This is a genomic window from Ursidibacter maritimus, assembly GCF_009761395.1.
In the GTDB taxonomy this organism is placed as follows: domain Bacteria; phylum Pseudomonadota; class Gammaproteobacteria; order Enterobacterales; family Pasteurellaceae; genus Ursidibacter; species Ursidibacter maritimus.
This window is the reverse complement of the sequence record NZ_LEKN01000001.1, coordinates 295,242-313,340: the sequence shown is the minus strand read 5'-3', so window position 1 is coordinate 313,340 and position 18,099 is coordinate 295,242. Positions and strand designations below refer to the sequence as shown.

At 38.0% G+C, this 18,099-nt stretch carries 20 protein-coding genes and 2 pseudogenes; 12 read left to right on the top strand and 10 right to left on the bottom strand.

The features are described from left to right. Positions 1–4 precede the first annotated feature (4 nt). From rimO to A1D26_RS01500, 4 genes are all read right to left on the bottom strand, one after another. Positions 5–1,336, bottom strand: a complete 1,332-nt coding sequence (gene rimO, locus A1D26_RS01515; protein ID WP_157402348.1) for a 30S ribosomal protein S12 methylthiotransferase RimO — start codon at positions 1,334–1,336, stop codon at positions 5–7. Between the two features lie 164 nt (positions 1,337–1,500). Continuing rightward, positions 1,501–2,193: a 5'-methylthioadenosine/S-adenosylhomocysteine nucleosidase gene (gene mtnN, locus A1D26_RS01510; RefSeq protein WP_157402347.1), complete on the bottom strand. Its 693-nt coding sequence runs from the start codon at positions 2,191–2,193 to the stop codon at positions 1,501–1,503. Then, positions 2,190–2,921, bottom strand: coding sequence for a thioredoxin domain-containing protein (locus A1D26_RS01505; protein WP_157402346.1), 732 nt, complete (start codon positions 2,919–2,921; stop codon positions 2,190–2,192). Before A1D26_RS01505 ends, mtnN begins: the two co-directional genes overlap by 4 nt. A gap of 7 nt (positions 2,922–2,928) precedes the next feature. After that, positions 2,929–3,153, bottom strand: coding sequence for a SlyX family protein (locus tag A1D26_RS01500; protein ID WP_157402345.1), 225 nt, complete (start codon positions 3,151–3,153; stop codon positions 2,929–2,931). Positions 3,154–3,236: 83 nt separating this feature from the next. Here A1D26_RS01500 and fkpA point away from each other — a divergent pair, with 83 nt between their 5' ends. The 7 genes and pseudogenes from fkpA to A1D26_RS09615 form a co-directional block, all read left to right on the top strand. Next, on the top strand, positions 3,237–3,953 hold the full coding sequence (gene fkpA, locus A1D26_RS01495; RefSeq protein ID WP_157402344.1) for an FKBP-type peptidyl-prolyl cis-trans isomerase: 717 nt from the start codon (positions 3,237–3,239) through the stop codon (positions 3,951–3,953). Positions 3,954–4,003: 50 nt separating this feature from the next. Further along, positions 4,004–4,660 (top strand): helix-turn-helix transcriptional regulator, encoded by a 657-nt coding sequence (locus A1D26_RS01490; RefSeq protein ID WP_157402343.1) that lies wholly within the window; start codon positions 4,004–4,006, stop codon positions 4,658–4,660. After that, entirely contained in the window at positions 4,660–5,013 is a 354-nt protein-coding gene (gene tusD, locus A1D26_RS01485) for a sulfurtransferase complex subunit TusD (protein WP_157402342.1), read from the top strand. Before A1D26_RS01490 ends, tusD begins: the two co-directional genes overlap by 1 nt. 1 nt (position 5,014) lies before the next feature. Continuing rightward, positions 5,015–5,386, top strand: coding sequence for a sulfurtransferase complex subunit TusC (gene tusC / locus A1D26_RS01480; RefSeq protein ID WP_157402341.1), 372 nt, complete (start codon positions 5,015–5,017; stop codon positions 5,384–5,386). An 18-nt stretch (positions 5,387–5,404) separates the two neighbouring features. After that, positions 5,405–5,671 (top strand): sulfurtransferase complex subunit TusB, encoded by a 267-nt coding sequence (gene tusB / locus A1D26_RS01475; protein ID WP_157402340.1) that lies wholly within the window; start codon positions 5,405–5,407, stop codon positions 5,669–5,671. An 83-nt stretch (positions 5,672–5,754) separates the two neighbouring features. Then, positions 5,755–6,744: a substrate-binding domain-containing protein gene (locus A1D26_RS01470; RefSeq protein WP_157402339.1), complete on the top strand. Its 990-nt coding sequence runs from the start codon at positions 5,755–5,757 to the stop codon at positions 6,742–6,744. 113 nt (positions 6,745–6,857) lie between these two features. After that, positions 6,858–6,965, top strand: a pseudogene (locus tag A1D26_RS09615) (alpha-hydroxy-acid oxidizing protein); the annotation flags it as partial. A 180-nt stretch (positions 6,966–7,145) separates the two neighbouring features. Here A1D26_RS09615 and lysA read toward each other — a convergent pair. Further along, on the bottom strand, positions 7,146–8,396 hold the full coding sequence (gene lysA, locus A1D26_RS01460; protein ID WP_157402337.1) for a diaminopimelate decarboxylase: 1,251 nt from the start codon (positions 8,394–8,396) through the stop codon (positions 7,146–7,148). A 57-nt stretch (positions 8,397–8,453) separates the two neighbouring features. Continuing rightward, a complete protein-coding gene (gene lptM, locus A1D26_RS01455) occupies positions 8,454–8,564 on the bottom strand; it encodes an LPS translocon maturation chaperone LptM (RefSeq protein ID WP_157395427.1) in 111 nt (36 codons plus the stop codon). Positions 8,565–8,867: 303 nt separating this feature from the next. Here lptM and A1D26_RS01450 point away from each other — a divergent pair. The 5 genes and pseudogenes from A1D26_RS01450 to cpdA form a co-directional block, all read left to right on the top strand. Beyond that, positions 8,868–9,092 (top strand): annotated as a pseudogene (locus A1D26_RS01450) (IS1595 family transposase); the annotation flags it as partial. Positions 9,093–9,226: 134 nt separating this feature from the next. Beyond that, entirely contained in the window at positions 9,227–9,724 is a 498-nt protein-coding gene (locus A1D26_RS01445; RefSeq protein ID WP_157402336.1) for a hypothetical protein, read from the top strand. A gap of 61 nt (positions 9,725–9,785) precedes the next feature. Continuing rightward, entirely contained in the window at positions 9,786–10,406 is a 621-nt protein-coding gene (locus A1D26_RS01440) for a hypothetical protein (protein WP_157402335.1), read from the top strand. Positions 10,407–10,546: 140 nt separating this feature from the next. Beyond that, positions 10,547–12,448 (top strand): DNA mismatch repair endonuclease MutL, encoded by a 1,902-nt coding sequence (gene mutL, locus A1D26_RS01435; RefSeq protein ID WP_157402334.1) that lies wholly within the window; start codon positions 10,547–10,549, stop codon positions 12,446–12,448. A gap of 127 nt (positions 12,449–12,575) precedes the next feature. After that, entirely contained in the window at positions 12,576–13,406 is an 831-nt protein-coding gene (gene cpdA / locus A1D26_RS01430) for a 3',5'-cyclic-AMP phosphodiesterase (protein WP_157402333.1), read from the top strand. 72 nt (positions 13,407–13,478) lie between these two features. Here the strand turns inward: cpdA and glmS are convergent, their stop codons facing one another. The 4 genes from glmS to msrP all read right to left on the bottom strand — a co-directional run bounded on the left by glmS (position 13,479) and on the right by msrP (position 17,790). Continuing rightward, the gene (gene glmS / locus A1D26_RS01425) at positions 13,479–15,311 is read right to left on the bottom strand and encodes a glutamine--fructose-6-phosphate transaminase (isomerizing) (RefSeq protein ID WP_157402332.1); all 1,833 of its coding nucleotides are present in this window, start codon (positions 15,309–15,311) and stop codon (positions 13,479–13,481) included. Positions 15,312–15,373: 62 nt separating this feature from the next. Then, positions 15,374–16,135 carry a DeoR/GlpR family DNA-binding transcription regulator gene (locus A1D26_RS01420; protein ID WP_157402331.1) on the bottom strand — a complete coding sequence of 254 codons (762 nt, stop codon included), beginning with the start codon at positions 16,133–16,135 and terminating at the stop codon, positions 15,374–15,376. Between the two features lie 108 nt (positions 16,136–16,243). Beyond that, positions 16,244–16,837: a protein-methionine-sulfoxide reductase heme-binding subunit MsrQ gene (locus A1D26_RS01415; RefSeq protein ID WP_157402330.1), complete on the bottom strand. Its 594-nt coding sequence runs from the start codon at positions 16,835–16,837 to the stop codon at positions 16,244–16,246. After that, positions 16,837–17,790, bottom strand: coding sequence for a protein-methionine-sulfoxide reductase catalytic subunit MsrP (gene msrP / locus A1D26_RS01410; RefSeq protein ID WP_157402329.1), 954 nt, complete (start codon positions 17,788–17,790; stop codon positions 16,837–16,839). The genes A1D26_RS01415 and msrP overlap by 1 nt, the downstream gene beginning before the upstream one ends. Positions 17,791–18,099: the final 309 nt, after the last annotated feature.

Sequence of the window (18,099 nt, the reverse complement as noted above, 5' to 3'; positions counted from 1 at the left end):
AAAATTAACAAGTTCCCCACAGATCATATTCATCTGCGTGAGTAATTGTTACCGAAATAATTTGTCCAACTTCGACATTTTGCTCGGTTAAATTATCAATATAAACCACACCATCAATTTCAGGTGCATCTGCCATTGTACGACCGATAATGCCTTCATCATCAATCTCATCAATAATAACAGGCAATACTTTTCCAATTTTCTGTTGTAATCGCTCTGCGGATATTTTTTGTTGTAATAACATAAAACGATGGAAGCGATCCTCTTTAACTTCTTCTGGCACTTGATCTTCCATATCAGTAGCCACTGCTCCATCTACTGGGCTAAATTTAAAGCAACCTACACGATCGAGTTGTGCTTCTCGCAAGAAATCCAGTAATAGTTGGAAATCTTCTTCCGTTTCACCAGGGAAACCCACAATAAAAGTAGAACGTAAAGTGAGTTCAGGGCAAATTTCACGCCATTTTTTGATACGCTCTAAGGTTCTTTCAATTGAGCCTGGGCGTTTCATCGCTTTGAGTATTTTTGGACTCGCGTGCTGTAATGGAATATCCAAATACGGCAAAATTTTACCTTCCGCCATCAGTGGAATTAAATTATCCACGTGCGGATAAGGGTAAACATAATGTAAACGTACCCAAGAACCTAATGAGCCAAGTTTTTCACATAGTGTCATTAAATCATTTTTAATCGGCATTCCATTCCAGAAAACGGTTTTAGTCGCATTTTCTTTCTTTTTATCTAAACCGTAGGCAGAAGTATCTTGCGAAACGACTAAAATTTCTTTAACACCTGCATCTACTAAACGTTTTGCCTCGTCTAAAACTTGTACGATAGAGCGACTATCTAAATCTCCACGCATTGACGGAATAATGCAGAATGTACAGCGATGGTCGCAACCTTCCGAAATTTTTAAATAAGCGTAATGTTTCGGCGTTAATTTAACCCCTTGCTTTGGCACAAGGCTCACATAAGGGTTATATTCTGGTTTTGGCACATATTTATGGACGTGTTTCATTACCGCTTCATAACTATGTGGACCTGTAATTTCCAATACTTTCGGGTGAACTTCTCGGATCTGATTTTCTCGTGCACCTAAGCAGCCTGTTACGATCACTTTGCCGTTGGCTTCTAAGGCTTCACCGATAGATTCTAATGATTCTTGAACAGCACTGTCGATAAAACCACAGGTGTTCACAATCACTAACTCCGCCCCTTCATAACTTGGAATAATGTTATAACCATCAGAGCGAAGCTCTGTCAAAATACGTTCCGAATCCACTAAATTTTTCGGGCAACCAAGGCTAATAAAGCCAATGTTTGGTGCTGAATGCATAAATAATCTCGATAAAAATAACTAGGTAATAAAAATTGATCTATTGTATATCAATAGGAAAAGAGGAAAATTGTACAAAAATTATTAAGATAAAGCGATAATAAGCGGGCGGTTTAGCGTAAAAATTTGCAAATTTTTGCAAAGAACCGACCGCTAGGAAGGCATTAATCTATACTATTAAGCATTGCTAATACAATTGCGGAGGATTTTTCAGCTGCAAGTGGTAAAAATTCATCGAAAGAGAGATGAGATTCTTTATCTGCCACATCAGAAATCGCACGCACCACCACAAATGGTACTTGGAAAGCGTGACAAACTTGAGCGATAGACGCAGCTTCCATTTCGACTGCTGCAACGGTTGGGAAATCTTGGTGAATTTGAGCGATTTTGTCCGCACCATTGACGAAGAGATCGCCACTACAAATTAGCCCAACCACTGCATTAAAGCCTGCTTTTTGGCTTTCTTTAGTGGCAAGTTCAACTAACTGAGCATTAGGTGTAAAGCCTGCTGGATTTGCTGGTAATTGTCCTTTTTCATAACCAAATGCTGTTACATCAACATCGTGATGGCGAACATCGCTAGAAATCACAATATCTCCTACATTTAATTTGCTATCTAATCCCCCCGCTGAGCCAGTATTGATAATCACATCGGGCTTAGTCAGTTGAATCAGTAATGTTGTACCAATTGCAGCGGCTGTTTTACCAATGCCCGATTGTAATAAGGCAATATTGGTATTGTTAATTTTACCTTCATAGATTTTACAGCCCGCGATTTCGGTGATTTTAGGTTCTGCAATATAGCTAAGTAAAATCTCAACTTCCTGTGCCATTGCACCAATAATTGCTATTTTCATTGGGGTTTCTCCTGTTGTTCTTGTTGTAGTTTCTCAACTAAAAAATCTAACACTGCATAAGTGTAATCATCGTTATATAAGGTATTACGAATTAAAATATATTTTCCATTTAGCACTGCAATCGGCGTAATAGGTGGTTCATATTGCACATAATGTTTTTCTGCTTGTTCAACGAGTTGTTTTACTGGTTCAGACTCAAAAGTTTGATGAAACTGTGCAATATTCAGTTGATTAGTAGTCAGCCATCGTCTGATTGCCTCATTGTTTTCCACTAATTCTCTTTTATTTTTGGTATGTGCACTATCAAATAAGTATTTATCACTCAAATCTGGACGACCAATCACTGTAAAGGTTGCATTCAGTTGAGCGGTAAAACGAGAGCCTTTCGGAAAAGCAGGGGAGCGAACTAACGCTACTTTATCGCTATTGCGTTTTGCGTAAGCAGTTAAATAGTCATCTGCATCTAAGCAGATCTGACAGCCATATTCATAAAAATACTGTATTAACACTTTGTCTTTCGGTAAAGGAATATCCAATGTTTTTTTATAAGAATAGTAGCCCTTTCCATCTTTAAAAAGCGGTTCGTTTTGCTGACTTTTTCGCAAATTACCCACAAAATCCAACCGCTTATTATTCGCTGACTTATCAAAAATTCGTGAGTTTTCTGCTTTTGATGGTAATGCTAACCATAAGCCCAATAGGCATAATAAAAAGATTTTATATTTCATTTTTGTATCAATAGTGTGGCGGTGGTGTTTCTTCCGATTGGCTTGCGATATTACTTGGTTGCATTCCTTTGAGTTTTTCTGCCAAATGTCGCATCTGATTTTGTAATTTATCAATGGCAAACTGTTGGGTAATTAACGCTTGGTTTAATTCTTCAATCGTTTGTTCTTGAAAAGCCACTTTTGTTTCAAGTTCGGTTAAATAATCCAGCACTTTTTCAAGATTTGTTGTCATATCCATCATAAAAAGGTTGTATTCAAAAAGAATACACTTTACCCTATCCCACTTTGTTTTTACACACTTTTAAAGGAAAACTTATGTTAAAAACTAAACTTTCTGCAGTTGCGGTGCTTGCAACTACGCTTTTTACTGCTCAAACCGCGTTAGCTGAAAAAGCCGACCCTAAATTTGTTGATGATTCCTCTTACGCGTTTGGCGTGTTAATGGGTAAAAATATTGAAGGTATGATTGAATCACAAAAAAATCTTTTCCCATACAACCAAGATCGTATTTTAGCGGGTGTTCAAGATACATTGAAAAAAAGCGGTAAATTAACCGATGACGATCTCAAAAAGCAACTTGAGAATTTAGATAAATATTTACGTGAGCAAGAGAACAAAATTCAAGCAGAAAAAAATAAAGCGACCACAGAATCAGGCAATAAATACCGTGCGGATTATGAGAAAAAATCAGGTGTAAAAAAAACAGCATCGGGCTTGCTCTATAAAATTGAAAACGCAGGCGAAGGTGAGTCACCAAAAGCAACGGATACCGTAAAAGTTCACTATAAAGGGACTTTAACAGACGGGACAGTTTTTGACAGTTCTTACGAGCGTAAAGAGCCGATTGAGTTTCAATTAAATCAACTTATCCCAGGTTGGATTGAAGCTATTCCAATGCTGAAAAAAGGTGGAAAAATGGAAATCGTATTACCACCACAATTAGGTTATGGCGATCGTCAGGCAGGAAAAATTCCAGCAAATTCAACGCTGATTTTTGAAATTGAATTGCTTGATTTTAAAGCAGCAAAATAAATTTATTTCCCCCCTTTAACTAAAGGGGGATTTCATTTTGGATATCTGTAATGAGTGCAACATTTAATCCCCTTTCTGATGAAGATCACGCTATTTTAGCGTCTTATTTCCCTGTCGTTGATGGTATTGCCGCCTTAATTGGAGAGCATTGTGAAATCGTGCTACATTCTCTAGAGTTTCTTGAACATTCGGCAATTTATATCGTCAATGGGCATAATACTGACCGTAAAATTGGTTCACCCATTACCGATAGAGCCTTGTGGTCACTTCATCATATGCAAACGGATAGTGTATCAAAACCCTATTTTACTCGAGCAAAAGGCGGGGTATTGATGAAGTCTATCACTATCGCTATTCGTAATGGCAAACAGCACGTTATTGGGCTAATTTGTATCAACCTAAATTTAGATGTGCCTGTTTCACAATTTTTAAGTACGTTCATCGCACCACAAGAGAGCGATACTAGCGTGAATTTTGCCAGTTCCGTTGAAGACTTGGTGGCACAAACGATAGAAAGCACGATTGATGAAATCCAAAATGATCGAAATGTGGCGAATAACAATAAAAATCGTCAAATCGTGACCACTTTATTTGAAAAAGGGATCTTTGATATTAAAGATGCAATTAACCAAGTTGCAGAACGGTTAGATATCTCTCGCCATACCGTCTATCTCTATATACGCCAGATCAAACAGGATAACGAATAATGCACTATGTTCTTGCCATAAAAGGCGGTGTCTATGGCTCGCAATCTGCCTATTTAGCTTATCAAGTTGCTAATGAATTATTAGCGGCAGGTCATTTCATTTCACAAATTTTCTTTTTTCAAGAAGGGGTCAGCAATGCAAATAAATGGGTTGATCCTGCCAGTGATGAAATCAATTTAGTCGAAGAATGGAAAAATTTAGCCGAAACTTACCGCTTGTCGTTACATCTTTGTATTGCCGCAGCCCAACGTCGCGGTATTGTGGAACATAATCTTGCTGATTGTTTTGTGTTGGCTGGATTAGGTGAATTTAGTCAAGCCGTTTTAACATCCGATCGATTACTGACATTTTAAAATGAAAAAATATAAACTTGCCATTGTTTTTACCCAGCCCCCTTTTGGTTCAAGTACGGGTCGAGAAGGACTAGATGCATTGCTTGCTGTAAGTGCCTTTTGTGATGAAGATGAAATTGCGATTGTATTTATCTATGACGGCGTGTTTAATTTAATCGCTCATCAAGATCCAACTCAGATTTTACAAAAAGATCATATTGCTACATTCAAATTACTTGAACTTTACGAACTGAGTGAATGTTTTATTTGTCAAAATTCCCTTGAAGAACGGCAATTACAGCAAGCAGAATGGATATTAGATGAATTGCATTTTGTCGAACGAGAACAGATATTTTCCTTATTACACCAAGCAGAAAAAATACTGACTTTTTAACTTATAGGTTTAAAAATTATGCTTTATACCTTCTCAAAAGCACAATACGATCTTCATCAACTACAATCCATCCTTTCACAAGTTCAGCCTGAAGATGCCGTTGTTTTATGGCAAGATGGTGTATTACAAGCGGTCAAATACCCTGAATTTTTTGCAACTATCACAAATCTTTTTATATTAGAGAATGATCTACAAGCAAGGGGACTAAAAACTGATTTTAAAGTGATTTCCTTAAGTGAATTTGTTATGGTAAGCGAGCGATATTATCCGCAATTTGCATTATAGGTGGTGAAGATGGATTTACACGCAATTCGAGAAGATTATAGCAAACAAGCACTATGCTCCCTTCTTAACTTTAAGGATGTTCTATGGCAACAATGAAGGATATTGCACGAATTGCGGGAGTATCACTTTCTACCGTCTCACACGTTGTCAATCGTTCTCGTTTTGTGAGCGAAGAAATCACACAGCGTGTACAGAAAGTAATTGATGAATTGCATTACAAGCCCTCCCTTGTCGCCCGTAGCCTGAAAGTAAAAGAAACGAATACGATAGGAATGATTGTAACTGCAAGCAATAATCCTTTCTTTGCTGAAGTTGTTCACCACGTTGAGCGTTACTGCGAACGACACAATTACCATCTTATTCTAGTCAATACAGAAGCTAACCATCAAAGTTTACAGAAACACTTAGAACGCTTGTTATTAAAACAAGTTGATGGATTACTACTCATGTGTGCCGAGCCACAGGATATCAACGTTGAGTTTATTACCGAGATTCACTTGCCTATGGTGGTTATTGATTGGTGGCAACAACCTTTAAAAGCGGATATTATTCACGAAAATTCAGAACTTGGCGGCTATCTTGCGACAAAAGCACTTATTGATGCAGGTTATACCGATATTGCAGTGATTACTGGGGAATCATCAAAACCTTTAACCGTTAATCGTTTACAAGGTTATAAGCGGGCAATTTCAGAATATCATTTACAATATCGTCCAGAATGGATTATTGAAAGTCATTTCCATTTTGAAGGTGGAATTGAGGCAACTCAACAATTATTGGCTTTGTCAAAACGCCCAAGAGCAATTTTTGCAATGAGTGATAGTATTGCTATCGGGGTCTATCAAGCTCTTTGGCAAGCAGGATTACAGATCCCACAAGATATTGCAGTGATTGGCTATGACAACATTGAATTAGCTCAGTATTTATCGCCACCACTTTCTACGATTCACCAACCGAAAGCTCGTTTAGCCAAAAATGCCGTTGAACAATTAGTTAAACGTATCAGAGATCCTAAAATTCCATTAAATATTGTACAACTCACACCAGAGTTGGTTAAAAGAAGCTCCTTTTAAATAAAACTCATTTTTAGGGGCTGTCCTAGATAACTAACAAAAATTCGATTTACGATAAAAATATTTGAATGAGAAAAAAATCGTCTAAGTCAGCACAAACAAGCCAAACTAAGATTGCATTAGGTGCTGATGCCTGTATGCTAGAGAGTGCGTTTGTATATGCTCTGGCGGATTCTGGGCAAGCAGGCGTAGAAAATATGCTCGATATTTTCAAAAAAGAAAGGTGTAATGGACAAAATAGTTGGCACAAAGTGGCTTAAATTCTTATATTACGGTGCTATATAGCAGTTGCAGAAAGATTTAACTAATTGAAAACATTAGAAGATAATCTGCTTGAGCCACTTACTATAAATATTCTTAGCAACTATTTTGCCCATTTCCTTTTAATAACGATCAAGCTATCAAGGAATTAGCTGCTCTAAACGCCATAAATCCGCAAAACTGGCTCGTTGTTTGATTAAATGAGCTTGGTTGCCATCAACCATTACTTCTACGGCTTGAGGGCGAGAGTTATAGGTCGAAGACATTGTTGCACCATAAGCTCCCGCCGAACGAACTGCAATTAAATCACCTTCTGCAACGGCTAATTCACGCTGTTTACCTAAAAAGTCCGAGGTTTCACAAATTGGACCAACAACATCATAAACTGCTTTTTCACGCACTAAACTCTGGTCAATTTCTATAATTTGCATATAGGCTTCATACAGTGCTGGGCGAATCATATCGTTCATTCCTGTATCCACAATCGCAAAATTACGGTCTTCATTCTGTTTGATATATTCGACTTTAGTGACCAAAATCCCTGCATTTGCAGTAATAGCTCGTCCTGGTTCTAAAATTATTTCTAAATTCGGATAGGCTTTAAGTTTATTTAACAATGCTGCTGCATATTCTGTTGGGTGCGGAGGCGTTTCATCTGTGTAAGTTACACCCAATCCACCACCTAAATCTAAGTGATGTAATTCAATACCATCTTGTTTAAGCTGCTCCATTAGCACAACCAAGCGATCTGTCGCATCTAAGAATGGTTGTAATTCAGTTAATTGCGAACCGATATGGCAATCCATTCCTGTAATTTTTACGTTCGGTAATGTTTTGGCAAAACGATAAACTTCACGAGCTTCGCTAACGCTTACGCCGAATTTATTCTCTTTTAAGCCTGTTGAAATATACGGGTGAGTATGAGCATCAACATCTGGATTAACGCGTAAAGAGATCGGGGCAATTTTACCAAGTTGCCCAGCCACGTCGTTAATTCGTTTTAACTCAGGAATAGATTCAATATTAAAGCAACGAATACCCACTTCTAATGCTCGTGTAATTTCTTGACGTGATTTTGCCACACCAGAAAAAACCACCTTACTTGCCTCTCCGCCAGCAGCAAGGACACGCTCAAGTTCGCCTTGAGAAACAATATCAAAGCCTGAACCTAACCGAGCCATTACATTTAATAATGCGATATTTGAATTGGATTTCACCGCAAAGCAGATTAAATGTGGGTGTTCGCCAAAGGCATCATTAAACGCGTGCCAGTGGCGTTCAAGAGTTGCTCGAGAATAAATATAAGCGGGTGTACCAAATTGTTGAATAATATCTGTCACGGCAATTTCTTCAGCAAACAGTTGCTGATGTCGATAATTAAAATGATCCATAATCTTCCGAGTATATAAATATATGTGTAAATAATTGAGATAATCACACCGCTTATATTACGGCTGTTGCTCTTGCGGTGTATTTTCTGGGAAGTAAAGCGGACCTTTTACCCCACAAGCCGTTAATGTGATACCGCTGAACAATGCAATAATCAGTAATTTTTTCATAGCACCTACTTTAGAACTAGCGACAAGCGAACTTCGCTCAAAGAATGGCGATTGTACCGAAGATATGCAATACACGCAAAGAAAAAGCCAAGCTAGCTTCATAAGTGGTCAGATAAGCTGGCTTTCCAAGTCTCCATAAAAGCATACTTGATCCAATGTATGCTAGACTGCGAAGAGAAAAATGACATTATAGAAAGCCTATTTATTCTAGCGTTATAAGCCTAAGTAATCCTTGATGAAAATCTAAGGCTCTATATTATTTTAGGGGCTGAAGTAGATTAGCAAGAATGTTAGTCTATAAAAATGAAGATAACTCATTGTAAATTAAAGAAATATATACAAAAAAGACTGCTTGAATTTTTTGTGCTTGAAGTGACCGCTCGTTCAGCTGCTGATATTCTTGGTATTCAACCTAACTCAGCGATTTTGTTTTACCATAAAATTCGTCAAATCATCGACTACCATTTATCCCTTGAAGCCAATGATATTTTTGAGGGAAAAATCGAGTTAGATGCGAGCCATATTGGCTGCTCATTAATGTCAGCCTCTTTGTTACTGAGGCTCAGAGAATATATAAAAAACAGAAAATAGTAATTTAACTTTAGAATTGACTGATATCATTTAATAAATCATCCTTTTGATAACATTGTTTAGGAGAAAAAATGGAGAATTTTGTAAAAGATTACCAGCTAAATATTAATCTAGCGATTATCATAGTATTAATCCTTACCGTTCCAAATGTTGCCATGACTGAGTTTCAGATAAATATTTCTCAGTTTATTGATGACTATTTATTTGGTGATATAGGTTTAGTTTCATTAGATAGACCTTTTATGTCTAAGGTCATTGCAAATTATATTATTATATCTGCGATTTTATCTGGAGTATTATGCTCTTTCATTAATAATTTCTTTGAAGGAGAATTCTCCTTTGGAGGAGTTTTAATACTCTTAGTTTTTTTTATCATCGCTTTATATTGGTCTGTACTTTCTAATCATATTGTAATACCGCCTGAAAAACCTTATATACGGATAGCTAAGAACTCTTTAGTTTTTTATGGAATATGTGTGGCTGGCTGTTTTTGCTTTTTATCAATAGGAATTACAACAATCATTTATCTTCTGAAAAAAACCAAATCATTTATTGAATTAATCAAATAAATATAAGGAGATTTGAGTGGAATTAAATAATGATCTTGCCCTTAATACTTAGGAGTTTTCTATGATTGCCTTAATGATTTTAACTTTCTTTATTTTCGTGATACTCATCACCATTGGCTTGGCTTATGTGGTTAAAAGAAAATGGCTTAAATGCTGCATTATTATTTTCCTGCCAATGATTGCTTACTTTAGTGTATTCTTTGGGCATTTTATTAAGTTATTTATTCACCCTGTTTATTGCTATGTTCATCGTAATGAAGGGATTATCATTCACACATCACCAGATAAATGGCGAGAAATCAAAGGAAAGGATTTTGCTATAAAACCTATTGTTGGATATGACGCAGATGGATATTTATGGGATTCAGGAAGATATTTTGATTTTAACTATGAAACAGATAAATTTTTCGGTAAAACAAAATATAAACTACACTCAGTAAATACAAATAATCCAAATTTAACGCTGTATGTTGATTATGATGGAATTAATTACATATCTTCTAAAACCACCTATATTTCTTATGATATTAGTAAGGAGAGTGTTTTGGCTTCATTTTCAGAATATTCTAATCCCTATATTTTTCTCTTGGGGCTTTTTGACGGATTTTATGAATGTAAACAGCCAGATTCTCTTGATGAATTAAAAGATTATATAAATAAAAACTACACTTCATCAGAGTAATTAAGATTTTACATGATTGTTCTAGTTCTTATACGCTCAAAAGAAAATGGCTGAGGGTTTACAGCTTACATAAAAGCACTCATCGCATTATTGGATTTATGCTAAACTCTCGCCCAACAATTTCCAGCTTGAGAAACGCAATGAGCCAGCCACAGCCGTTAATCCGAATTTTACCCCCTCAGTTAGCTAACCAAATTGCCGCAGGTGAAGTGGTTGAGCGTCCTGCATCCGTAGTGAAAGAGCTGATCGAAAATAGCCTTGATGCGGGGGCTAATCAAATTCAAATTGATATCGAAAAAGGCGGTTCACAGTTAATTCGTATTCGAGATAATGGCTGTGGGATCGGTAAGCAAGACTTAACCCTTGCCCTTGCCCGTCACGCAACAAGCAAAATTTCCACCCTTGAAGATTTAGAAGCCATTTTAAGTTTAGGCTTTCGTGGCGAAGCGTTAGCCAGTATTAGTTCGGTATCTCGTTTAACGCTCACTTCTCGCCCTGAATATCAGGCAGAAGCGTGGCAAGCCTATGCTCAAGGCAGAGAAATGGAAGTTGAAATTCAGCCTGCTTCCCACCCTATTGGCACAACCATTGAAGTAGCAAATCTCTTTTTTAATACCCCTGCACGCCGCAAATTCTTGCGTACAGATAAAACGGAATTTGCCCATATTGATGAAGTTGTTCGCCGCATCGCACTAGCCAAACCTAATGTAACTTTTGTGCTAACCCATAATGAGAAAAAAGTACGCCATTATAAAGCGGTGGAAGATCGTAGCCTTGAACAACAACAGAAACGAGTAGCTACAATTTGTGGCGATGAATTTATCCAACAGGCGACACATATTGACTGGCAACACGATGATTTACATCTCTATGGCTGGGTCGGTTCTCCTACGCTTGCTCGCCCACAAAATGATGTCAGTTACAGTTATGTAAACGGACGAATGATGCGAGATAAAACCATTAACCACGCCATTCGCCAAGCCTATGGCGATCTATTGCCGAAAGAAACCTATCCTGCATTTGTATTATTCTTGGATATTGATCCGAGTTATGTAGATGTTAATGTCCACCCAGCTAAACACGAAGTCCGTTTTCATCAAGGCAGATTGGTTCACGATTTTATCTATCAAGGCGTGCTGAATGCTTTACAAGCTCAACCACACTTACCTTTATCGGAAAGTGAACTCGGCGAACCTCTGCCAACTTATGTGCCAGATACAAATACGGGAGCATCAGGGCGAAATATCTTTGCAACCTCTACGGTTTCACCAATGCCATCATTCTCATCATCAGAAAGAGACAGCAAAGAACGCTTTAGTCGTTCAGCATCGACTTATTTTTCTGAACACCAACGTGAAAACGTCAATAAAGGGGCACAAAAATGGTATGGGGAATTATTAAAAACGGAAACAAACCCAACAAAACACCAAGAAGATCCTGCGGATAAGCGGGTAGATCCTACTGATATTTTGCAAAAAACTCCGCTAATCTCACCGCTTAACAATATTGCTCCGCCATCAGCCACCGATTATAGTCAAGTGCTTGCGGTTGTAAAAAATCAAGCACTGTTATTAAAACAGCGTGATGAGTTCTTTCTCTTGCCTTTAAATCAACTGACACAACTTCACTTACAGCATCAGCTAGAAAAACAGCAGAGACAAAGTTTACTTATTCCACTAAATTTAACGCTTGATCAGCCACAAGCAGAACATTGGAAAAAAATTGCTCAACCGCTTGCAGAATACGGTTTTGTGATCCAACCCAAGCAATTTCAAGGGCAAATACGTTTAAGTATATTGCAAGTGCCAACTTGTTTACGCGAGCAAAATTTACAGCAATTATTGCTCAAGCTACTGCAACAACAAGCGGTGGATTTAGCCGATTTTTTTGCAAAAAATATTGAGCATCCAACCGCTTATAGCCTAGCCGATGGCATTAGTTTAATGGCGGAATTAGAACAGCACGCTCACACTCAACAACGGTTAGAAACACTCAAAATCCGAATAGATTTTGCTCACTATTTAGCCCCATTAGCTAATTAACATCATAAACGAAAAAAATTATCGAAAAAAATGTGCAGTACTCCACATTTTTGAACATTGCTTACTGACAATGAGTATTAAATCAGTAGAGTATCGCTCTAGATTATTTTTTTAGAGTTTACCCAAAATGAAAGACGCTTATCGATTCCCCGATTTAGCGTCCATTGTACGAATTGTGCAGATTACTGATCCCCATTTATTTGCTTCGGACGATGGACGATTGCTTGGTGTTCCGACCATTCAAAGTTTTCAAGCCGTACTAGATGCTATACAACAGGAGCCTTTTGACTATGATTTTATTCTCGCCACTGGCGATTTAGTCCAAGATCATAATCGAGAAGGCTATCATCGCTTTGCTCAGATGGTAAAGCCCTTGAAAAAGCCGATCTTCTGGTTAGAGGGTAATCACGACTTACAGACACAAATGCACAATGCCCTGGCTCTTTACGCACAAATTCAACCACATAAACAAATTTTAGTCGGCGATAAATGGCAGGTACTAATGCTAGATAGTCATATTGAAGGCATTCCCAAGGGTGCATTAAGCGATGCTCAACTTTCGTGGTTGGCTGAAAAATTAGCTGAATATCCTGAACGCAATGTGTTAATTGCTTTACATCACAATATTCTTCCAACTAATTCAGCTTGGTTAGATCAACATAGCCTTGCAAACCCCTATCAGCTTGCGACTGTACTAGAGCCTTTTCGCCATAATATTAAAGGGATTATACACGGGCATATTCACCAAGAAGTGGATAGTGAATGGCTAGGCTATCGTATTCTTGCAACCCCTTCTACCTGTATTCAATTTAAACCAAATTGTGATCAATTTACCCTAGATCCATTGCCACAAGGCTGGCGAGAACTTGAATTATTTCCTAACGGCACGATTCACTCACGTGTAAAACGCCTCATGCATAATACTTTCTTACCTGATTTTAATGGCTGGGGCTATTAGATTTTACCCAATAAAAAATGGGAGCCCCTCAAATCACTCCCATTTCCTATTTGCCTTATTCAATCTAGCGGATTACTCCACCGTTACCGCTTTAGCAAGATTGCGTGGTTGATCAACATCAGTGCCTTTGATTAGGGCAATGTGGTATGAAAGAAGTTGAAGTGGCACTGTATAAAAAATTGGTGCGGTAACTTCATCAACTTTTGGCATAACTATGGTTTTAAATCCTTCTGAATCACTAAATCCAGCATCATGATCCGCAAAGACATAAAGCTGTCCGCCACGAGCACGTACTTCTTCAATATTTGATTTCACTTTTTCGAGTAAGTCATTTTCTGGTGCCACCACGATCACTGGCATATCACTATCAATCAGTGCGAGTGGACCATGCTTTAATTCCCCAGCCGCATAAGCTTCAGCGTGAATATAAGAAATTTCTTTTAATTTCAAAGCGGATTCCATTGCGATTGGATAAAACTCACCACGTCCTAAAAAGAGTGTGTGATGTTTATCCGCAAAGTCTTCCGATAATTTTTCAATTGCTTTATCAAAAACTAGTGTACTCTCAATTTGTGCTGGTAAGCGTTGTAGAGATTGAACAATATGTTTCTCTTGTTCTTCACTTAAATTGCCTTTTAAACGACCGATTGCAACATTTAATAGTAACAAACAGGTGAGTTGCGTTGTAAAGGCCTTAGTTGATGCCACGCCAATTTCAACCCCTGCTTTTGTCATAAAGGCAAAGTCAGATTCACGCACTAATGAAGAACTTGCTACATTACAAATCGTCATTGCTGCCATAAAGCCTGATTCTTTTGCTAGACGCAATGCGGCTAAGGTATCTGCCGTTTCACCAGATTGAGAAAGTGTGATCAATAAACTATTTGGACGAGTCACAAATTTACGGTAGCGGAATTCAGAGGCAATTTCCACATCACAGCTCACGCCTGCAATAGATTCAAACCAATAACGAGCAACCATTCCCGCGTTATAAGATGTCCCACAAGCAACAATTTGAATATGTTGAGCATCTTTGAGAATTTGTGCAGCATTAGCCCCAATTGCATCAACCACAACTTTATCATTGGTAATACGCCCTTCTAAAGTGTTACGAATTGCCACTGGTTGTTCAAAAATCTCTTTCTGCATATAGTGGCGATATTGTCCTTTATCCGCAGCATCTTGTTCAAAGTTACCTTCGTGGATTTCACGCACTACTTTTACACCACTACGATCAAAAATATCGACTGAGCGACGAGTAATTTCTGCGACATCACCTTCTTCTAAATAAATAAAACGGCGAGTAACATTCAATAGTGCAAGCGGATCTGATGCAAGAAAATTCTCTCCCATACCTAATCCGATGACTAATGGGCTACCAGAGCGAGCAACAATTAAATGTTCAGGCTCTGCTTGGTTCATCACCACTGTGCCATAAGCACCACGCAGTTGCACCACTGCTTTTTGGACCGCTTCTAGCAAACTCTTAGCACTGCGTAATTCCCATTCGACTAAATGAGCAATAACTTCAGTATCCGTCTGTGATTGGAATGGGTAGCCACGAGCTTGTAATTCGCTACGTAATTCTTCATAGTTTTCAATAATGCCATTATGTACAACCGCGATATTCCCCGAGCGATGTGGGTGAGCATTCGTTTCAGATGGTTCACCGTGAGTTGCCCAACGGGTGTGAGCGATCCCTGTTCCACCTAATAATGGGTTGGCGTCCAGAGCTTCGTCTAATGCTTTAACTTTGCCGACTCGGCGAACAATTTGCATCTGTTTGTCGAGATTTAATACAGCAATCCCTGCTGAGTCATAACCGCGATATTCTAAACGATGTAAACCATCGACTAAAATTTCCGCGATATCACGTTGTGCCACTGCACCTACGATTCCACACATATTTTGCTTTCCTTTTGTAAATATTTGAGAAAATGTAACCGCTTATAAGCGGTCAGAAACCACTAATTTTTTGCAAGAATGACTTCAACGCCCTGTTGCTCAATCTGTAATTGAATCTCTGGTGCAAGTTGGTCATCTGTAATCAATTTATCAATTTGTTGCCATTGCAATTCTAAATTAGGCATTTTCCGCCCAATTTTTTGCGATTCAATCAACACAATCACTTCTCGAGCTACTTCTGCCATTACTTGACTTAAGCCGATAAGTTCATTAAAGGTTGTTGTTCCACGTAAAAGATCTAAGCCGTCAGCACCGATAAAAAGTTGATCAAAGTCGTAAGAACGTAATACTTGCTCGGCAACCTTCCCTTGAAAAGATTCAGAACGAGAATCCCAAGTTCCCCCTGTCATCAATACCGTAGGTTCGCATTCTAAGGTGGTTAATTCATTGGCCAAGGCTAAAGAATTGGTCATAATCACCAAACCTGTTTGGTTTAAGACTTTGACTAACGCACCTGTTGTGCTTCCGCTATCAATAATAATGCGATTATGTTCTCTAATCTGCTGAACAGCGACTTGAGCAATAGCTAACTTTTGTTTCGAAAGTTGTTCGTGAGATTCTTCAATCAACTCGGTTGGAATTTTTATTGCTCCACCATAGCGACGCAATAAAAAACCGCTTTCTTCCAAAGCGGTTAAATCCTTGCGAATTGTAACTTCTGAGGTTTCAAACAAAGTTGCCAGATTCTCAACACTGACTTCACCTTGTTCTTGTACCATATTAGCGATAATTTGACGACGTTGCTGCGTATTTCGTTTTGACATATCTATTTCATTTATCTTTCGAACCGAAACTTATATCGCATTATATCGCAAAAATACCAAATGAAAAGTAAAGAAAAATGGTTAGCTTAAAATTCACTCGCTATTTACTTAACGGTGAGAAGGTAAAATATATCGGCTAAGGTATCGCCAAACGACAATCAAAGTAATGATGGCACCAATGATGATTGGCTCAAGCGTAATACTTTTTACCGACCAATAATAGTGAATACCTGCACTGATAATAGCTAAATAAGCAAACTGATGAATCGTAAACCATTTTTTACCCAGAGCATTTTTAATTGAAGGCAGGGACGTTATAGCCATTATGAGCAAGATAATAAATGCGATACCACCAAAGATTAAGTAGGGACGCTCCACTAATTCCTCGAAGAATAAGGTGAAATCAAAATTCAGCTCTAAAGCTAGATAACTAGCAACGTGAAGTAACGCATAAAAGAATGCCCATAATCCCAGTGGACGACGTAAAATCTGATATTGGTTTTTATTGACTAACTGTAAAACAATCCCTAATAAAAACATAATACAGAAAATAACAATGGCGGTATAACCAAGAAAATGCTCAATTTCTTTTATAGGATCTGCACCTAAAGCGGTTTCATTTTCAGATAACAATACTGAAGCCAGCCAAACAAATGGGGCAAAACACCCCAAATGGATTATCACTCTATATAGTGTCAGCATTAGTAATTTACCCTTAAATCTAAACCTTTATATAGATGAGCGACTTCTTGCTCATAACCATTAAACATTAACGTAGGTTGACGTTTAACGCTTAATAAACCACCAGAGCCGATCACTCGTTCAGACGCTTGTGACCAACGTGGGTGATCAACATTCGGATTAACATTGGCATAAAAACCATATTCTTGTGGTGCTAATTTTTCCCACGTAGTTTGTGGGCGAGTTTCTGAAAGCGTAATTTTTACAATGGATTTAATGTTCTTAAAGCCATACTTCCAAGGCACCACTAAACGAATTGGAGCACCGTTTTGTGGCGGTAAGGCTTTTCCGTATAAGCCAACGGACATTAAGGTTAATGGATGCATAGCTTCTGCAAGCGTTAAGCCTTCCACATACGGATAATCAATACCACCACCAAAGAAACGGTTTTTTTGCCCTGGCATTTGTTCAGGATCGTACAAGGTATGAAATACGACATATTTAGCTCGGCTCATTGGCTTTGCTTTAGCAAGCAGTTTATTCAATTCGAAGCCAATCCAAGGCACAACCATTGACCAGGCTTCAACACAACGAAAACGATAAATACGTTCTTCTAACGGAAATTGTGTGAATAGCTGGTTATAATCTAAGGTAAATGGATTTTCTACTTCACCACCGATTTCAACTGTCCAAGGATCAACCTTAAAATCTTTCGCATACTGTGCAGGCGAGCCTTTATCAACGCCAAACTCATAAAAATTATTATAGCCCGTCACTTTATTCTCTGGAGTTAGGATCAAATCACTTTTACCAGCTGCTTTAAAATCTAATTTTTTCAACGTGTTATTACTCTCCGCTAAGCTGATATTAGGTAACATCGTTGTAGCCGCACCCAGCCCCATTGCAGTAATAATTTTACGGCGTTGATAAAAAATATCTTCAGGGGTAACATCATTTTCAGTTAATTTTTTCATTATGATCTCCTCATCGCAGTATAATCTATCTATTGGACGTACCTAGTCCCCAAAAATTACAACAAAATACCGATTATTGACAAAAATTATCCTTTATTTGTTAGATTATATCGCTCTAGAATAAAAATAACTTATTGTAAATCAAGAGATTCCATAAACTTTTTGAATTATTGTTCCTATTTTACTTGGTCTAAATCCAGCCTATTCATCTATGTTTTACAACCCTAAAAAATATTTTGGCACGAGAGGGTTACTCTCGTGCCATTAGAATATACGTATAAAAAATTTTATCTCATCTAGTAGGGGCAC

What these genes read in the sequence shown, in the direction of transcription:
- A1D26_RS01470 (WP_157402339.1), top strand. Translation starts at nt 5,755, where the DNA reads ATGGCAACAATGAAGGATATTGCACGAATTGCGGGAGTATCACTTTCT.
- lysA (WP_157402337.1), bottom strand. Translation starts at nt 8,396, where the DNA reads ATGGATCATTTTAATTATCGACATCAGCAACTGTTTGCTGAAGAAATT.
- glmS (WP_157402332.1), bottom strand. Translation starts at nt 15,311, where the DNA reads ATGTGTGGAATCGTAGGTGCAGTGGCACAACGTGATATCGCGGAAATT.
- fkpA (WP_157402344.1), top strand. Translation starts at nt 3,237, where the DNA reads ATGTTAAAAACTAAACTTTCTGCAGTTGCGGTGCTTGCAACTACGCTT.
- msrP (WP_157402329.1), bottom strand. Translation starts at nt 17,790, where the DNA reads ATGAAAAAATTAACTGAAAATGATGTTACCCCTGAAGATATTTTTTAT.
- mutL (WP_157402334.1), top strand. Translation starts at nt 10,547, where the DNA reads ATGAGCCAGCCACAGCCGTTAATCCGAATTTTACCCCCTCAGTTAGCT.
- tusC (WP_157402341.1), top strand. Translation starts at nt 5,015, where the DNA reads ATGAAAAAATATAAACTTGCCATTGTTTTTACCCAGCCCCCTTTTGGT.
- lptM (WP_157395427.1), bottom strand. Translation starts at nt 8,564, where the DNA reads ATGAAAAAATTACTGATTATTGCATTGTTCAGCGGTATCACATTAACG.
- A1D26_RS01420 (WP_157402331.1), bottom strand. Translation starts at nt 16,135, where the DNA reads ATGTCAAAACGAAATACGCAGCAACGTCGTCAAATTATCGCTAATATG.
- A1D26_RS01490 (WP_157402343.1), top strand. Translation starts at nt 4,004, where the DNA reads ATGAGTGCAACATTTAATCCCCTTTCTGATGAAGATCACGCTATTTTA.
- A1D26_RS01440 (WP_157402335.1), top strand. Translation starts at nt 9,786, where the DNA reads ATGATTGCCTTAATGATTTTAACTTTCTTTATTTTCGTGATACTCATC.
- A1D26_RS01415 (WP_157402330.1), bottom strand. Translation starts at nt 16,837, where the DNA reads ATGCTGACACTATATAGAGTGATAATCCATTTGGGGTGTTTTGCCCCA.
- tusB (WP_157402340.1), top strand. Translation starts at nt 5,405, where the DNA reads ATGCTTTATACCTTCTCAAAAGCACAATACGATCTTCATCAACTACAA.
- A1D26_RS01500 (WP_157402345.1), bottom strand. Translation starts at nt 3,153, where the DNA reads ATGACAACAAATCTTGAAAAAGTGCTGGATTATTTAACCGAACTTGAA.
- tusD (WP_157402342.1), top strand. Translation starts at nt 4,660, where the DNA reads ATGCACTATGTTCTTGCCATAAAAGGCGGTGTCTATGGCTCGCAATCT.
- mtnN (WP_157402347.1), bottom strand. Translation starts at nt 2,193, where the DNA reads ATGAAAATAGCAATTATTGGTGCAATGGCACAGGAAGTTGAGATTTTA.
- cpdA (WP_157402333.1), top strand. Translation starts at nt 12,576, where the DNA reads ATGAAAGACGCTTATCGATTCCCCGATTTAGCGTCCATTGTACGAATT.
- rimO (WP_157402348.1), bottom strand. Translation starts at nt 1,336, where the DNA reads ATGCATTCAGCACCAAACATTGGCTTTATTAGCCTTGGTTGCCCGAAA.
- A1D26_RS01445 (WP_157402336.1), top strand. Translation starts at nt 9,227, where the DNA reads ATGGAGAATTTTGTAAAAGATTACCAGCTAAATATTAATCTAGCGATT.
- A1D26_RS01505 (WP_157402346.1), bottom strand. Translation starts at nt 2,921, where the DNA reads ATGAAATATAAAATCTTTTTATTATGCCTATTGGGCTTATGGTTAGCA.